The 16,072-nt window shown below is 59.9% G+C and carries 16 protein-coding genes; all 16 read right to left on the bottom strand.

Annotation, left to right across the window (positions count from 1 at the left end; translation table 11 throughout):
* Nucleotides 1-62: 62 nt before the first annotated feature.
* The 16 genes from ABD154_RS17730 to ABD154_RS17800 all read right to left on the bottom strand — a co-directional run bounded on the left by ABD154_RS17730 (nucleotide 63) and on the right by ABD154_RS17800 (nucleotide 15,360).
* Nucleotides 63-938 carry a hypothetical protein gene (locus ABD154_RS17730; protein ID WP_344251825.1) on the bottom strand — a complete coding sequence of 292 codons (876 nt, stop codon included), beginning with the start codon at nucleotides 936-938 and terminating at the stop codon, nucleotides 63-65.
* The gene (locus ABD154_RS17735) at nucleotides 925-4,668 is read right to left on the bottom strand and encodes a hypothetical protein (protein ID WP_344251827.1); all 3,744 of its coding nucleotides are present in this window, start codon (nucleotides 4,666-4,668) and stop codon (nucleotides 925-927) included. The genes ABD154_RS17730 and ABD154_RS17735 overlap by 14 nt, the downstream gene beginning before the upstream one ends.
* 10 nt (nucleotides 4,669-4,678) lie before the next feature.
* Nucleotides 4,679-4,975 (bottom strand): hypothetical protein, encoded by a 297-nt coding sequence (locus ABD154_RS17740; RefSeq protein WP_344251828.1) that lies wholly within the window; start codon nucleotides 4,973-4,975, stop codon nucleotides 4,679-4,681.
* Nucleotides 4,976-5,106: 131 nt separating this feature from the next.
* Nucleotides 5,107-5,451 carry a phage tail assembly protein gene (locus tag ABD154_RS17745; RefSeq protein ID WP_344251829.1) on the bottom strand — a complete coding sequence of 115 codons (345 nt, stop codon included), beginning with the start codon at nucleotides 5,449-5,451 and terminating at the stop codon, nucleotides 5,107-5,109.
* A gap of 74 nt (nucleotides 5,452-5,525) precedes the next feature.
* Entirely contained in the window at nucleotides 5,526-6,086 is a 561-nt protein-coding gene (locus ABD154_RS17750; protein WP_486303280.1) for a phage tail tube protein, read from the bottom strand.
* Nucleotides 6,087-6,094: 8 nt separating this feature from the next.
* Nucleotides 6,095-6,631, bottom strand: coding sequence for a hypothetical protein (locus ABD154_RS17755; RefSeq protein WP_344251831.1), 537 nt, complete (start codon nucleotides 6,629-6,631; stop codon nucleotides 6,095-6,097).
* The gene (locus ABD154_RS17760) at nucleotides 6,628-6,906 is read right to left on the bottom strand and encodes a hypothetical protein (protein ID WP_344251832.1); all 279 of its coding nucleotides are present in this window, start codon (nucleotides 6,904-6,906) and stop codon (nucleotides 6,628-6,630) included. Before ABD154_RS17760 ends, ABD154_RS17755 begins: the two co-directional genes overlap by 4 nt.
* A gap of 360 nt (nucleotides 6,907-7,266) precedes the next feature.
* A complete protein-coding gene (locus ABD154_RS17765) occupies nucleotides 7,267-7,806 on the bottom strand; it encodes a hypothetical protein (protein ID WP_344251833.1) in 540 nt (179 codons plus the stop codon).
* A gap of 40 nt (nucleotides 7,807-7,846) precedes the next feature.
* A complete protein-coding gene (locus ABD154_RS17770; protein WP_344251834.1) occupies nucleotides 7,847-9,016 on the bottom strand; it encodes a major capsid protein in 1,170 nt (389 codons plus the stop codon).
* 25 nt (nucleotides 9,017-9,041) lie between these two features.
* Nucleotides 9,042-9,617 (bottom strand): hypothetical protein, encoded by a 576-nt coding sequence (locus ABD154_RS17775; RefSeq protein WP_344251835.1) that lies wholly within the window; start codon nucleotides 9,615-9,617, stop codon nucleotides 9,042-9,044.
* Between the two features lie 33 nt (nucleotides 9,618-9,650).
* On the bottom strand, nucleotides 9,651-10,700 hold the full coding sequence (locus ABD154_RS17780; RefSeq protein WP_344251836.1) for a VG15 protein: 1,050 nt from the start codon (nucleotides 10,698-10,700) through the stop codon (nucleotides 9,651-9,653).
* On the bottom strand, nucleotides 10,678-12,117 hold the full coding sequence (locus tag ABD154_RS17785; protein WP_344251837.1) for a phage portal protein: 1,440 nt from the start codon (nucleotides 12,115-12,117) through the stop codon (nucleotides 10,678-10,680). The genes ABD154_RS17780 and ABD154_RS17785 overlap by 23 nt, the downstream gene beginning before the upstream one ends.
* Nucleotides 12,118-12,128: 11 nt before the next feature.
* A complete protein-coding gene (locus ABD154_RS17790) occupies nucleotides 12,129-13,490 on the bottom strand; it encodes a hypothetical protein (protein ID WP_344251838.1) in 1,362 nt (453 codons plus the stop codon).
* A gap of 312 nt (nucleotides 13,491-13,802) precedes the next feature.
* The gene (locus tag ABD154_RS18035; RefSeq protein ID WP_425546746.1) at nucleotides 13,803-14,357 is read right to left on the bottom strand and encodes an HNH endonuclease; all 555 of its coding nucleotides are present in this window, start codon (nucleotides 14,355-14,357) and stop codon (nucleotides 13,803-13,805) included.
* The gene (locus tag ABD154_RS17795) at nucleotides 14,358-14,801 is read right to left on the bottom strand and encodes a phage terminase small subunit (protein WP_344251839.1); all 444 of its coding nucleotides are present in this window, start codon (nucleotides 14,799-14,801) and stop codon (nucleotides 14,358-14,360) included.
* A gap of 376 nt (nucleotides 14,802-15,177) precedes the next feature.
* Nucleotides 15,178-15,360 carry a hypothetical protein gene (locus ABD154_RS17800; RefSeq protein ID WP_344251841.1) on the bottom strand — a complete coding sequence of 61 codons (183 nt, stop codon included), beginning with the start codon at nucleotides 15,358-15,360 and terminating at the stop codon, nucleotides 15,178-15,180.
* Nucleotides 15,361-16,072: the final 712 nt, after the last annotated feature.

The raw sequence follows: 16,072 nt of genomic DNA on the forward strand, positions 1-16,072 counted from the left end.
GAATGTGGGCACAGAAAAGGGAGGCCCAGAAGGACCTCCCTTGCGTGCGTGAAATCGAGTGTCTAGTGGTAGGCGGCTCTCACCGCGAAGTACGCATAGGACGTGAGTGTCGGGTCAACCCCGAAGAACGAAATCTCCACAGACCTGCCCGGTGCGAGGCGAACGCCCTTCAGCCGGGTCGGAACCGACATGGTGTTGATGAGATTCGTGCTCCCGTTGCGAAGAACCGTTCCGGTCCTTGAGTCAACGACAAGCCGCTGAGACGCCGACAGGGTCGTGTTGAACTGATAGCGCCGACCGTCGATCGTGAAACCCGGATTGACGGAAGGCCCGTACAACGTGCACCGGAACGGCGTCGGCGCCGACCCGGCAACAACACCGATCTGCCCTTGGCGCTCACCGGAAATCTCGGTGGTCAAGGTGTCCTCGGTGAGGAATTCGGACAGGCCCCTGACGTCCGGCGGTACGGCGTCGAGCCGGGTGAGATCCCAGCCGTCATTCGGTGCTCCGTTGTATTGCAACGGATCCATCAACTTGAACTCTGCCAGCACGGAAATGAAGCCCTGCTGGGTAGTGCGAACATCGCTCTCAGCGAACCGGCGAGGCCGGCCGTAGACAATCCGCCTACGACCAGCGACCGTGAACGCCAGCTCAGTGCTGACTCCGGCGTTCTTCGTGTACTTCGGACTTCGCCACACGGCCTTGACTCTGTCGAGGTTGTCCAGCACCTCAAGCTCGGTGCTGCCTTCGATGATGAACTCGAACGTCCAGGTTGGGCCTCGGTGGTAGTCGATACCCGCGTAGGTGTCGTCGTAGACCGGGTTGTCGAGGTCGGAGGTGTCGATCTCCTCCGGCCCCTTCTCCCACTCTTTGACCCAGAACTTCGTGAAGTCACGGAAGGCGAGGCCGTCAATCTCTAATCTCTCAAGCGATGGCAAAGCCTCCTCCTCTCTGAAGGTGCTTCAGGTTGAACATCAGCGACTCCGCAACCTGCTCTGCGCTGTTGGTCGGAACCGACTCGATCGTGACGTAGGTGTCGCCGGACTGGGCTGGCTGAGTCGTACTGGAAGTAGTGGGATTCGAGCCATTGGCATAGCGCTCCAGGCGCATACCAAACCTGTCGGCCACCGTCGCGAGAATCTGCTCGCTCCGTGTCCGTTTCGCAGGGGAGAGCGGTATGTAAGCCTCTCCCCCGGTCTCGGGCTCTGCCCACACTCGCATCGCACCAGCAGGTGCTATCTGGGCAACATGGTTCTCAGAGAACCCTCCGTCACCGAAGTACTGGACGCCGTTCTTTCCGAGGACGCCGCCGTCGGCCATCGCACGCTTACCGACGTTCTTGAAGAACGTGGTGATCGTCGAGGTGACGTTGCGTGGGATGCTTCGAATCATGCCCAAGACGCGGCTGATTGTGCTGGAAGCATTGTCGATAGCACGAAGCGTCGCGCTCTTCACCATCGCACCGAATGACGTGGCTTTCGCCTTCACGGAGTTGATGATGTTGGACGCACTGTCACGGGCTCGCATGACTGCCTGGTAAAAACCAGAGGCGAATCCCTGCGCCTTCGACCGCACTCCGGCGATCATCCCTGACGCCGCATCGCGAGCACGGAGCACAGCCTGGTAGAAACCGGAGGCGAAATTGCGGGCGTTGGTTCTCACCTGGTTGACAACATTCGTTGCGTAATCAATCGCCCGCAGGATCGCCTGGTAGAAGCCTGCGGCATACTCTGCCGCCCGGGCTCTGACCATCGACACAATGCTCGAAGCGAAGTCAATAGCGGTCAGGACACCTTGGTAGAGTCCGGCCGCCCACTGCTGAGCGGTGGAAACAACGCTGCCGATGATTCCCGAAGCGTTGTCGATTGCGTTCATGACGAAGTCAATGACAACCTGCACGCCTCCCCCGGCGCCTCCGCCAGAGAAGAGGCTCCCGAGCCAGGATGTGAACTCTTGCCACTTCGATGTCAGCCACGCCTTCGCGACCTCCAGCCTCCGTCCGAGTTCATCACCGATGCCGTCGAAGTTGAACCCGTCAAGAAGGCTTGTGACCCCCTGCGAGCCTGCAAGGCCGCCGGAGCTGCTGTTGCCCGAGAATAGGCTCGACAGCCAGTTGACCAGCCCATCCCACCAGCTTCCGATCGTTGTGGTGATCGAGTTCCAGATGCTCGCCAGTGTAGAAATCAGGCCGCTGATGTTGAACGCATCATCGAGCCCGCCCCACAGGGCATCCCCGATGTCGGACCAGAATGTATCGGCGGTTCCCCCCGTGAAGATCGAGGCGACGCCGTCCCAAAACCCATTCCACGCATCGGCGATAGTCCTCTTCGCCAGGTCGAGGATGACGCCAATGTCGTTGCCGAGGTCGCCGTTGAACCCTAGGTTGTTGAGGATCCCAGCAATGTAGTCTCCCCACTTCATGCCAGCAGGCGGTTCGGCACCGAACCATTCACGGGCGATCATCTCGGAGATCGGGTTCGCGGCGAAGAAGAACAGGAGCCCCTGAAGATTCCCGTTCAGCCCTTCCTGTAGCCCACGGAAGAAGCCCTCGATCCCAGCCAGAAGCAATCCGCCGCCTTTGGCGATGTTCATGTTCTGTTGCATCGCCCACGACACCCAGGGGATGTCTTGGTCGATCAGGGACTGCATGAACCCGAGCACGTCCTGCGGCTTCTTCTTCCCGGTGAGCAGATCCAGTCCGAAGGTGAGCGTTTGAAGCGCAGCCCCGGCCACACCAGCACCCACTGCCAGCGCCTGTAGCGCGGCAGTGATGACGCCGTAATCACTGGCAGCCTCAGTCAGGTCCTCCAGCCCTTTGCCCAGGGCAGACACGGCCGAGGCGACATCGTCAACATTGTCGGAGATCGGCTCATCCAGCGCATCGAACAGTTCGCCGATAACGCCGCCAAGATTCTCCGCAACCACACCTGCCAAGGTGCCGATGGCGCCCGCAACGCGGGCGATCGACGGGGCGTTGTCCGTGAGGTTCTTCATTCCGGCGGAAATTCCAGCGAAGAAGTCGATGAGCCCCTTCTGGAATGCGGGGTCTTCGAACGCCCTGAAGAAGCCCTCGAACGTGTCGCCGATCATGTCACCGACCAGGGTCATGACAGTCTCGATCGTGCTGGAGGTGTTCGCCACGAAATCAGTGACAGAGCTCAGCGCACGCTTGAACCCATCCGCGACACGTCCGGCACCGGTAAACAGGTCGTCAAGGACCCTCTGACCCTTGGAGGACTTGAGCGCTTCATTCCAGCGCTCAAGTCCGTCGGCCATCTGCCCGAAACCGGAGAATCCCGCTCGCTCTGCGGCGGAGCCGAGAATGTAGATCAGTTCACCGGACTCGCGAACAATCTTCCCGAACTGCTTCAGTTTCGTAATGCCGGTTTCGATGATCCGGTTCAGCTCGCCTGTCTTCTGACCTTCTTCAAGCCAGTTGGCGAACCCGCGGGCAATCTCGTTGCCCCACATGGCCAGGCGCGGCAAGTACTGCGCGCCTGTCTGCCCAAGAATTGACATCGCCTTGACGAAGTCACCGACGCCGAGGGCGGCGATATCGATGGACGCGTTGAGCCCGCGGAACATCTTGTCGAACGCGCTCATGTCGAACTCGGTGGCGAACGCATTCGAGAACGCGGCAGTCCATCGGCCGAGAGCTGACGACGTTTCTTTGATCCCCTTGCTGAAGTGGGGGAATGCCTTGTTCCACGCCTCGAGCATCGGGGCACGAGCTTCATTCCAGAAGTTCGTGGACATCTCGCCACGGAGACGGCCAAGGTCTTGCCGGACCTGCGGAAGCTCCTGGTTGAAGTCGCGCATTACCGCGATGAACGCGCCTATTCCGACGGCGAAGCCGCCGAGAATGCCGGGCAGCGCGAGGGCCGCGCCGGACATTCGTACCATCTCCATCGCCAGGTGCGAGATGGAGCCCGACAGCGCGATGATCCCCCCGACCGCCGAGACGGCAGCGGTGCCAATCAGGCCCAGAGTGGGGACATGCTTGTCAAGGTCCCTCAGATACTCCCCCATGTCCTTGAGGAAGTCGACACCCTTTCGGGCGCCAGAGAGGTTCATGATAGCCCTGAGCGCCTGCCTCGCGGCCTTTGCGGAGGCGTTGTTGACCCTGACATGGATGACCGCGTAACGGTCCCGTGTCAGCCACTTCAAGCGAGCCCAGGCGGTGCGAAGCGCCGACTCGTCGAGGACCGGTTTCAGGTCGATCTGCGTATCGTCCATGTCGTTGACGATGCGATCAAACTTTCGCTTGACCTCGCGCAGGTCTTCCTCGAGCTCTTGAGTGTCTATGCGAAAAGACTCGCTGGCACTCCACTTCTTTTTCCGCATCTCCATGTCGAAGAACATCGACCGGTAGGCGTCGCGAACTCGCTCCGTATCACGGCGAAACTTATCGCTGTTGAATCGCAGGTCCAGCTTCTTCTTGTCGACCTGGTTTTGCATCGACTCAAGGGACCTGTTGAGATCTTGCATCAGACCATTCGTCTGCTTGCGCATCTCGCTCTTGTCGACTTCTGGCTTGATCGGATACTTGTAGCCGTCGCGGTCGGCGCCGCGCATCTGGCGGCGAATGTCGCGCTCAGCCTCGTCCCTGAAGTTCTTCGCTTCAGGGCGGACCTTCAGTCCAACGGCTCCGATAAGTTTTAGCGCCACATACGCCTACCTACCCCCGCATGTTTGCGGATACTCGCTGGAAGATTTCTGCCACGGTCATCTGTTCGGGAGGCTTGCTCTCCTGCTGAGTTGTGCCCGGATCCGTGACGGGCGTGAACTCCGGCCGATTGCCTTCGTCCCAGTTGATTGCGGCGATGGCGTGCAGCTGCGTCCAGTTGAAGGCCCCTGCCAGTAGTTGGCTCTGGAACGACTTCGAGGACCACAGTCGCCATTCGCTCTTATCGCCCGGCCTGCGGGCCGCAACGTAGCGCGAATCGATTGGAAGCTCGGAAATCAGGTACAACAAAAGCCGGGGACTGTAATACCGGCCCGGCCCACTCAAGGACTCGGGTCGCTCCCAGTCGGTGATGATCTCGATGAGATTCAGCCCGTACTCTGAGAGCAGGTCGGCATACAGTTCCCCGGCAAAGTCGTCTATCAGTTCTCCGAGCTGGAGGCTTCCCCCAGCTGGACCTCCGCGGTGAAGTTGTTGAAGATCTCAAGGGCGACACCAAGATCGTCACCGATCGCGGCGATAAGCGCTTCGGCGTCGTCCTTGTCGGCAATCACAATCCGGAAAGCGGATTGGATGGTGTCGAGGGGATCTTCGGTTTCCTCGGCCTTCGTGGCCTCCTGCAACTTTGTCCGCTCCTCCCTGGAGAGGCGGATCGGCGTGCGAAGGACGACCGTGCGGTCGTCAAGCTCCACGCCGAGCGGAGCGTACTTCTTGTCGGCAGCGGCCTGTGCGTCTGAAAGTTTCATAAGGGTCTTCTCCTGTGTCACCGGGTCTTTGGGAGGGAAACCCCCGCTCTCGAAAGACCCTTAGAACGAGAGCGGGGGTGGTGTTATGGAGGGGGTCAGCCCTCGTCCGGAAGTTCGCGCGGCTGGAGCCCGCCGACGTAGAACGGGGCAGTATTCGCGTCCTTGCGCAGCGGGGTGATCGCCAGAGGAAGGGCGGCCAGGGACTCGGTATCTGCCAGCGCGAGGTCACCCGCGCCGATGATCTCCGTCGACGGGAAGACGATGTCCATATAGTTGTCGCCGTCCTCAATGAGGATGTAGACGGCCGTCTTCGTGGGAGTGGGGTTGGCCGCCGGGCCGAGGCGGCCCGCTGAATCCTGCATCGCGTTCGAGCCCAGGAAGAGCCTCCGACCGGGGAGGTCCCACTGGAGGATCGACATGTTCACGGTCGCCGTGCGCGGAGTGCGCGCGGTGCGAAGCTCCGGATTCTGGAGCGAACCGAGAGTCGTCACGTCCCCGCCTTCAAAGGCGATTGCGAGAATGTCGGTGAGGGGGGTATGCCCCATCTCTTCCCATGCAGCCGAGACGGTTCCGCCCGATGGAATCGGGGTGTCAACGGGGGCGGTATAGAAGTGGGCGGTAGAGATCTTGAGGACGGCTTCATTATTGAGAGCCAAGTTGTCTCCTAGCGGTATCTGCTAGGGATGAACGGGTTAGCGATTGTCGCCTGTTCGGGTGGCCGAACAAACAATTGGTAGATCGCCTCAGTCCTGGCCGCATTCTTTGGCAGGGATGCATACTGCACCACGCCAGTAGATGTAGCAAAATCGGACACGAGAGCGGATTCTGAAGAGCTAACAATCGAAGAAATAGACCCACCATCAGGAATCGTTTTCTGCTCAAGCCAAGCATTCCATAGTGCTAGGCGGCACGATTCTTGCAGGTCGTATCCATCGTTTTCCGCATTCACCCCGGAAGTGAAAGTTTCAATTGAAAGAAGGGAAGCTTTGAGGAACCGCTCATCGCTTGAACGGTAGGCTTCTTTACCTGAGCGTCGATCTGCACGGACCATCACAAAAGGAATCGACTCTGACATATCGTCAGGAATTCTTGAACCGACAGTCACAGGTCGCCCGTCATGTTTGACCCCATCAAACCAGTCACGGATAATACCGAGAGCCAGCCTGTGGACTGGCCCAAATGCCGGGTAGAGGATAGTCATACCGACCTCCTCAAAACACCCAACTGCTGGTCGATGATACTTGCGGCCATGCCTTTATCGGTGATAGTCACATACCAGTCAAGGTCATGATGTTCAATTCCAACCTGGGAATCGCCTGTTCTGGTTTTTGGTTCAGTGTTAAGAATGACTCTTGCATTCGCTGCAATCCGAGTCGCCTCGGCTTTAAGCCGTGCATTAACTGGAACCGAATAGGAAACGATTTCGCCCACCTGCTCCGGGCCGGTACGGGCGTACCACCATTCAATGCTAACCACGCAATTCTCCTCTCGGCATTTTGCTCCGAGAACGGAGAATCAGTTCGACATGCCGCACGGCGCGGCTTACCCCGTTCGAGAAATGCGGCGGACCACCCAAGTCCCACCGCTCACCCCGGAACCAAACCTCTGCGTAAGAATCAAGCCCTGGTGCGTCTCGCACCACAAGCCTCACCACCTTGTTAGACACCTGGCCTGGCAGCTCAGCATCGGCTTGACGTTCTTCAGCGACGGATGCCCGTCGCGTGTATGAGGTTGATCCGGCTACGCGGATCTGGTTGCCGTCAGAATCTGTGGCAACAATAGAGGGGTAGACGGTAATGACCTCGTTGCCACGGTCAACAAGACGTGATCTGGCCACTACCCTCCACCTCTCTCCATTGGCGTCCCATACCTGGGGTCTTCCTCGGGGAAGAATTGGATGGGTGTTTCGTACCCGTCATCTACCGCGGCGGCGGCCTCTTGCCGACGACGGACGAAACCGAAAGGGCTGCGCGAAACCCCCTGCGACGCCGGGATGAATCGCTCCCTGCCGAGGGTGATCGGAACGGATGAGACGGTCCCGATGCCGCTAGAGGCTTGCTTGAGCATTGCCTTCTCGTTCGGCGTCAGCTCAACATCCGCCGCGTACATGTCAGCTCGCTGGAGGGTGACCGAGTCCGAGCGCTCCATCGAGAAGCCGGACGGGTTTAGGTAGCCGCGCGCCGCCGCCGAGGTGGCGATCACCTGGGCGATGTGCGGTGCCGAAGCTCGCTCCGGCCAGGCCTGACCGTGGAGTCGAACCTGTGCCGAAGCGGCCTCGATCATTGCCTCCGCGAGGGCGATGTCCTGCGCGGACTCAATCTCTTCGCCAGCCTTAGCGGCTACCTCCGTAACGCTGGATAGAGGTTCTGGAATCATGGAACTCCCGCCGTCAGTCCAGTAGAAGGATCAAGGGGTGTCAGGGGGCTTCCGGGTCGTCGTCGGAGGGCAGCACTCCGGGGACCTCGAGAACACCCGGGAACGGACGGCCCTCAAGGTCGGCCGCGGTGATGTTCTTCTTGTTGTAGGCAAGCGCCAGGTACGACTCGGGGTTACCTCCCGGGGTGTCGGACTTGCCGTCGCCGGGAACCTTGTCGGTCTTATTCCCCGACGGATCAAGAACCAGCTTCACGCCGCGGGTGAAGAACATCTCGGTCGACACATGCGGGCGGCCAAGCTCATCCTGGATCTCGATGAGATCCTTGGTGTAGTCGTAGCCGACGAAGGTGTCGAACAGCGAGCGGTCGGTCGCGAAGCTGGTGTCGTAGTCCATCAGCCAGCGGAGAGCAAAGCCTCCGGCTGCGGTCGCGGCACCGTAGGGCACCGACTGCGGGACGATCGGCGCCGCGTTGTAGAAGATGAAGGCCGACTTGATGAAGAGGACTGCCTCGTCATCGGGCATCAGCGGATCCTCAACGATGGTCACACCAGCGAGAGTGCCGACGGTCGCCGAAGCGAGGGCGGTATCGCCGTTGCCCTCGGCGGTGACAAGCTTCTGGTTCTTCTGGATCTCGGCGGCGAACGTCGAACCGACGAGGGCAGCGTAGCCGGTGCCGGGTGCGCGAAGCTTCTTGAGATCAGCCTTGGCGTCGACGAAGGCGTTGAAGATCGGGTCGCGGTTGATGTCCGCCTGGTTCTTCAGGTTGGTCGCGCTGTTCTTGACGTAGCGGACGACCTCATAGGGTGCATTGAGGACCTGGCCGGCGATCTTCGCCTCGTTGTAGTTGACGAGGGCGTCAGTCTGACGCTCGAAGATGTCGCCCCAGCCGCCGCCCCAGTCGAAGAGCTTCGCTTCATCGATGAGCTTCACGCCGGTGTAGTTGCGATCGAGCTCGACCTTGATGGGAACGACGGTGTCGTTCAGCACGTCAGTCTTCAGCGGCTCGGTGCGGTCGTTGCGCCATGCGTAGTTGCGCACGGGGAGTGAGCCCTTAACGCGGACGTTGACGGTGTCGCCCTCCTGGCCCGTGAACTTCTCGAAGCCCGAACGGGTGACAAGGTTGGATGCGACAGAACGAAGCCGCAGGGTTTCCACGCCGGTGTCGACGATATCCTGCGGCTTGACGGTGGTGTGTTCGATATAAGGCAAAGATGTCTCCTATGGGAGGAAGGGGTTAGTCGCGGTGAGCGGCGAAGTGCTGACGCGCCGTCGAGGCTGCATCGAATTCGCGATTCGGCTGACCGCCGTTGCGACCGCGAAGCTGACGCTCCCGGTCGAACTGAGATGAGTTGCTGGCGGCTGCAAGCTCGGCCAGCTTCTTCGCCTGCGCCTCCCACTGCTCCGGGGAGTCGCCGGTGATGAACTCGGCCATATCGGCGCTGAGGCCGTGATCCTTGATGATGAGCTTCCGCTCCAACTCGCGACTGCGAGCCTCAGACTGGTCGAGCTTTTCGTGAAGCGGCTTGAGGATTGCGTCAAGCTCAGCCTCGGTCTTCGCGTCCTTGAACTGCTCCTGGACCTCGCGCAGCTGAGTGCGATACGAAGCGGCTTCGTTGTTCGCCTTCTTCAGCTGCTTGCGAGCCCACTCGGGGAGCTCGTCGTTCGTGGCGTCGTCATCGCCATCAGAGGGCTCGCCCACCGTGAGTTTCCCCTCGGTGATCTTGCCCGCGGTGATCTTGCCGGTCTGGACGCTTGCAGAGTCCTGGTCGTCAGTCGGCTCCTGGCCGGTGTTGGCGTCGGTGTCTGCCATAAAGAAACCCCTCCTGGGAGTTGTAAGAATTGGTTACGAGTTGCCGCGGCGCTTGTTGCGCTGCGCGGCGATCCACCTCCGCCAGGCCTTGACCTTGTCCTTGCCGTCGTAATCGGCAGTGACGATGGGCCACATGCGGTGGTAGTAGGCGTTGCGCTCTGGAAGGTCCGGGTTGTCAGACCAGCGGATGATTGGGTAGCAGTGGCAGTTGTCGTGCGCTCCTGCGAGTGCCGCGCGCTGCGACTTGTAGACGAAGCCGCGAGACGCGAGCATCGAGCAGAAGTGGCAGGGGTCCGAGCGGACCCCGCGGGCATACAGCCTTGCTCGCTTGTCCTTGGCGATGATGTCGTCAAGGAACTCGCGGCCCGAGTCGACGGCGCCCTTGTCCACGGATCCCGCGAGTGTGTCGCGGACCGTGAGGAACGCATTCTCGATTTCGGCGAGCAGGCGGTCAGGGTCGTCGCCATAACGCTGCTTAAGCGCTCGTATCTTGGTCTCAAGGTTCCGAATTCCCTTTGCGCCAAGGATTGGCCGGAACGCCTTCAGGGCGTCCTCGAGATCCTGAATGCGGTCTTCGATGAAGTCGAACTTTTCGCCCTTGACCTTGCCGTCTTTGTCGACGATCGAGCTCAGCCAGTCCTCCAGGGACTGGTTGAGTTCGCCGGGGTTCCATGACGCCTTGTCGCCAGCCGAAACCTTCTTCATTTCCGAAGCGGCGTACTTCTCCTCGGCCGTCATGTCAGGCCAGGTGAAGTTCAGCGTGCGAACCTGTTCGAGGTCGTCCTCGAACTCACCCCGAAGATCCTTCAGGGTGGTGTCCTCTCCGCCCTCGTCCAGCGTGTAGCCGGTTTCGAGTCCGCGGGCGAGCCGGTAGTACGACTTCGTGAGTCGTCGCGACATGGATCGGATGCCGAGGATGAAGCGGAGAATCCGCATCAACATCCCATAGGACCCCTTGGCTGGAGCAGAGAGACTAAGCCCCATCCACTCGTCACGGGCAAGGAGTCCTGCTGCTATGCCCAATCGGGCTTGTGCTGATCTGAAGGCGATTTCCAGAGACTCAATCTCTGATTTCTTCGCCACTCAGCTCCTCTCTCGAGGACTGCTCGATCTCGGCGGCGTAGGCATCGGGGTCCTCCGGATCCAGCCCGAACTCCCCCTCCTTGGCCTTCAGTTCATCCCACTGCTGGAGCATCGATGCCGACACTCCAGGGATCATCTGCCAGGCGCCTCGCTTCGGAATACCGAGCGAGTCGACAACCTTGGACAGGCCGTCAGCGACGCCAGCGAATGTCTTGATCGAGTAGTCAGCCCAACGGACTTCGGAGTCCCAGGCATTGACGCCGGCCTCGTCTCCGTTGATCTGGGAGAAGAGCCGCATGACCGAGCACCAGTTCTCCGCCCACTGATCGTGGAGCATATTGATGAGCCGGAAGAACTGGGCGTCGATGGCCGCGAGGGCGTCGGTACTGAGGTTGTCGAAGCCGCCCTGATGGAAGATGTACGGAGACATCTGGCCGAGGATGGCGAACGTCTCAAGCGAGTTGCCGAGGGCTTCCATGAGCGACCTGAGGTCACCGGCGCCGATCGTGCCGAACTTCGCTTCCTTGTCCGGGCTTGTCAGCACCCGGCGGCTGGAGACCTGGAGCGGACGGACCGCCTGCTCCCCGGTGTTCGGGTCGATGACGGCGTGGCCGTGCTCATCGAAGACAGGCTCACCCGTCACGCCCGAGGCGGTAACCACCTGAGACCCGGTGTATGCCTGGCCGGTGAGCAGGTCCAGGACTGTCTGATTGATCCTGTCCTGGGCCTCGATCAGGTTCTCGACGAGGCCGGTGACCCGGCCCTCGGTGTCGAGGAAGCAGGGGAAGCGCACAATCGGCGTGACACCGAGTCCGTGGGGGGCGGCCTCCTCGATCCTCCACTCGCCCTTGGCGTCGGTGCGGATGTCGTACTTGTTCTCGGCATCCCACCCCCAGGCCTGTCCAGGCTCGTCGTCTGTCGGTTCGCTCACGAACTCGTACACGACTTCGGGGAACTCGTCAGAGACCGGGTTGGCGAACAGGGCGACGGTGTTGAGGGAGGAGAGAACGTTGATCGCAGGCTTGCCATCTGCGCCCTCAAAGACTTCGACGAACGCCTGTCCGTAGGTCGCCGCTGCGTGGTAGATCGGTTTCTCGATCACACCGAGGCGCTGGCGCTTGAGGTCCTTCCATTCCTGCGGGAACGGGACCGAGATCGGCTCACCCGACTCGTCGTAATCCTCGACACGGCGGAAGCCGGCGAGTGACGATACCTGGGAGACGACGACAGGCGGGATGCGGATGACGTTGGTCTTACAGCGAGCCACGAGCTCGCGGTACTCCTCCTCGTACTCGTTGGGAGAGTAGGGGTTAACCTGGTCTCCGCGAACGTAGTCGTCACACTGCATCGTGACTTCTTGTTCTTCTGCGAGAGTGGTTCGGAGGAGTTCGAGATTTTCCTCTAAGGTCGAGGGCATAGAACTCCTGGTTAGTAGGCGTAGACGTGACCGGTGCGCCGGCTCAAGGAGCCGGACTCGCGAAGATCCCTGGCCGCCATTTCGGCGAGCAGGCAGGCCGCGTAGCCATCGACCTTCAGCGGGGACTCTCGAGATTCCTTGCGGAAGGTGGTTCCCCAGCGGTTCTGGTGGCGCCGCGCATTGAGCGCGTGGCGGCGCAGGATCTTGTTCCCATTGTGGAGGAACTTTCCAGTGAAGACCGAGTCCATGAGGGCTTCATTGGCGTAGGTGATCTTCGCCTGTCCGCCGCGCATGTCCCATCCGATCGGTGACTTTGCGTGCGCCTTGATGAGCAGTCGGTCCCGATATGCCTCGTTCCAGGAGTCGATGTACGACTCCCACAGGGCGACATCGGCATAGAATGCCAGAGGTTTGAATGTCCGGAAACAGTAGTGGACATAGGCGTCAACCTCTTCACGGTTGATCTCCCAATCGGGTTCAACTTCTTTCGGTGGGCGTTCCCACACCATGATCGGGAACACGCAGCCGTCCGATAGGCGTTTCGCCACCAGGGCGGTCGCGTCATCAGTTTTGCCGCCATCAAAACCGAGGACGATTTCGGTCCCCGGTTTCAGCTCAAGCAACTCCTTGTCCCGCAGACGGCACGAATCCCATTCGGCTTCCTCGAACAAGGCGTCCTCTTTGGCGACGATCTGGTTGTAGTACATCCGCCGCGACCGGCTCACCGGAATCGACCGGTTCATGAACGAAGCCACAATCGACTCAGGATCCAACCACACCGAATCCCCACGGATATCCTTCACGACCTGAAGAATGGTTTGCGGATCCGCCGGCGCCTTCGGGTCGGCCTCCAACGAGTCATAGTAGATCGAGCCACCAATACGTTGACCCGGATACAAACGGTCAAACTCTTCCTGCTCCAGGTAGGCAAGGCGCTGCCTCTCGGCAACAGAATCCTCCCCAGGCAGATACGCGTTCGTGATCGACAACATGCGTGCCGCACCATCACGCGACTTCGTCAAGTTGCCTTCAAGGGTCTCGAACACGTCAAGACCCTTGTTGCCAGACACAAAATGATGCGTCTCATTGAGCAAACTGAACGTCGGCCGGTTACCCTCCATCGCCCTGGGGCTGGAGGCGGAGAACTGTATGCGAGCCCTACCGCCTAGGGCGGTAACCTGCTCGGACTGGACCGCAACGTCATACTCTTTAATGAGCTTGTCCGACGCCATCCACCGAACGGCAAGACTCGTGTTGCGTGTCTGGTCCTGACGTACGGCGTTCACGGTAATCCACGGATTCCGTTGCGGCTTACCCACCGCATCCCCATCAGCGCCCCAATGGGAGAACCTGACCGGGCCCAGCATCTCCACGAGAATCAGGGCAGCGGCGACGGGGTCTTTGCCCCAGTAACCAACCCTTCATGCGCTGCAAAACACCGGTCCGGTAAAGGAACCGACCGCGGCTGTCAACCGCGTACCACCACAGAATGAAGCGGGCCTGTTCGGGCGTGAACCTCCAAGGGTTCCCATCCTCGTTCAACAGGTAACTGGAGCACCAACCAAGCACTCCCCAGCCGAGAGTCCTCTCGGGCAAATGCCACTTGCCGTCACTGCGCACTCGCCACGTATTGCCGAGTGCTTTATGATTCCAAGTTCCAAAATTGTAGTCGTAAATCGCATTGCTCAAAGGGTTAAAGACACCCCCCTTCTAAAAAGGAAGCGCCTCCACTCGACCAAGAGCATCGCACTTTTCTGGGAGTTACAGTGGTCGCACGCGCCGACCAGATTGCCTATGGCGTGACGCCCACCTTTGGCGAGCGGAACTATATGATCGAAGACAAGGTCCGCCTCCGCCTGGCAGTAATAGCATTTCCCCCGCTGGCGGTTGGTTATCCGCTTCAGATCATCAGCGGTGACCGTGCGGCACTCCGCCGCCTTCTTGAGAGAATCGCGTTTCAGCCGCTGGGCGCGCCTAGCCTCAGGGTTCGCCCTCCGCCAAGCCCTTGAATACTCTCTCCGGTACTCTGCCGTAGCCCAGTAGTAGGCCCTGGCATACTCCAGTCGACGCTCGCGTTCCCTCAGGTAACGCTCGGAATTCTCGCGAGAGCGGTCCTCCGCAGACTTCCTAGCATTGTGCCGCTCAGTCGCGGCCCGAGACTTGCAGACGCGGTCGCAATATATGGCGTCAATTCGTTTATGCGAAATATCCGCGGCGCACCACTCACACACACGCGCCATCTATTCCGCCTTACTGGCGGGACCCATAAGGCCATGACGGTAATTCTCAATATGCGCAACCTGAGCATCCTCTTCCTCATTCGATTCAGGATGCTGCAATTCAATGTTAGCTTTACGCCGGTCAGACTCCGAAACCATCAAGTTAGACATTTCAGAAGTCAAAGCCGCATACATCATGGCCGACTGCCGGCCAGAACTTTTATACCGCTCCAACTCATCACAGAAAAGTCTTAAACGAGAAACATCAGACTGCTGATACCAATACGTTTGACCAGAATCTTTCACCGAATTGTAAAACTCTTTAACCGCATACGACCAAGTTTTTCTCGCCCGCGGCCATTTAACCGGTTGCATTTCACCATGAGAAACAACCGCCAATTCGGCTTTAGTCCGGTGACCCGTTTTTTCTTCAGAACGCTTTTTACGTGCAGGAATCTCAAACACCTCCTGGGTATTTGCTTCACGGAGGTTTAAGATTCCTCCTAACTAATATCACCCTCCTGGGGTGACCAATGCTTTTCGACCGGCCTTTTCTTCGGATGCCGGTATTTTCTTTTGCGAGCCTCCGCGGCGGCGCGGCCACCCTCGGCAGAAGACTTCCGCTGGTGGTGAGGTCCACACAAAGACTGAAGATTCGAGTAACTGTCGTCATCGTTCGGCAGGACATGGTCAACCTCAACGGCCTCATTAGGGCAACGTCGACCGTCCGGGAGAAGAGCCCGGCAACGGAAACCGTCCCTCTCCAGTACGTACGCCCGGCGGGGCGACCAGTCTGCGGGAAGCCGTTCGCGGCGGGTGCTGCCGCTCCATCCCTGCGCCATCAGCGCAACGTTTCGTTGCGGAACGTTACTTCCTCAACCATGACTGGCAGGCAAACAATCTTGACGCCCTCAGTCGGCCGCTCAACCTCAATGTCACGATCATGCAAATACCACGGGAACTCGTGCCCGTCGACCACGACCGCATCCTGGTAGAACGTGATCCTGTCTGCGATCTTCGGCATGAGCCCTCCTCGATAGTGAAAAGTTGGGTGCGGGTTTTCGCCCCAGGGCCCGCTCCTGACCCGGCCGGAGCCGGACGGTTTTTGTCACCCACCAAACGTCTTTGGTTGCGCAGGATGTTTTGTCACCGTGCTCACCCCGTCAGTACGCATCCTCGGAGAGGCGGACGAGGAACAGACCACCGCCACGAGACGCGCCAGAGTGCGCCGAGCGCGACGGTAAATGTGGACTGACCGAGATTCGAACTCGGATCCAACAGGAACCGCAAGCGGTCCCACCTGTTGTCGACACCATGTTCAGCCCAAAACCCCGGACACCATTGTCCGGGGCGCAACCATCACCATCCAGGAGGTAGCATCCCTTGCGGTGACAACAAACCCTCGGGTAGCCGACCCGGCACACCGACCGGCGGCGTAATGCCCGAGGCAGAACGCTGCGGATCACTTATTCACGTGTCCGTCCGCAGTCGGACACTCCCCTGCTGGAGCTGACAAAAGCCGAACCTAGTTCAAAGGGCCAAGGAGGGAAGCCCCGCTCGGGCTCAAGGCCGAGCATCAACAGCAAAGGTGGATTTGGTTCGAGGCGGACGAAGCGAGTCTGCCCCAGTCGCCGCCCCTTACGAGGCGGCAGTCAGCCCGTCACGAGATAGACCGTCGATGATGGAATCGGCCGACTGGGCGCCGGCCAGTGCGGCGAGCAGCCGGCCAACGCGTT

The sequence above is a fragment of the Brevibacterium sanguinis genome (genome assembly GCF_039528855.1).
Classification (GTDB): domain Bacteria; phylum Actinomycetota; class Actinomycetes; order Actinomycetales; family Brevibacteriaceae; genus Brevibacterium; species Brevibacterium sanguinis.

What these genes read in the sequence shown, in the direction of transcription:
- ABD154_RS17785 (WP_344251837.1), bottom strand. Translation starts at nt 12,117, where the DNA reads ATGCCCTCGACCTTAGAGGAAAATCTCGAACTCCTCCGAACCACTCTC.
- ABD154_RS17765 (WP_344251833.1), bottom strand. Translation starts at nt 7,806, where the DNA reads ATGATTCCAGAACCTCTATCCAGCGTTACGGAGGTAGCCGCTAAGGCT.
- ABD154_RS17800 (WP_344251841.1), bottom strand. Translation starts at nt 15,360, where the DNA reads ATGCCGAAGATCGCAGACAGGATCACGTTCTACCAGGATGCGGTCGTG.
- ABD154_RS17775 (WP_344251835.1), bottom strand. Translation starts at nt 9,617, where the DNA reads ATGGCAGACACCGACGCCAACACCGGCCAGGAGCCGACTGACGACCAG.
- ABD154_RS18035 (WP_425546746.1), bottom strand. Translation starts at nt 14,357, where the DNA reads ATGGCGCGTGTGTGTGAGTGGTGCGCCGCGGATATTTCGCATAAACGA.
- ABD154_RS17755 (WP_344251831.1), bottom strand. Translation starts at nt 6,631, where the DNA reads ATGACTATCCTCTACCCGGCATTTGGGCCAGTCCACAGGCTGGCTCTC.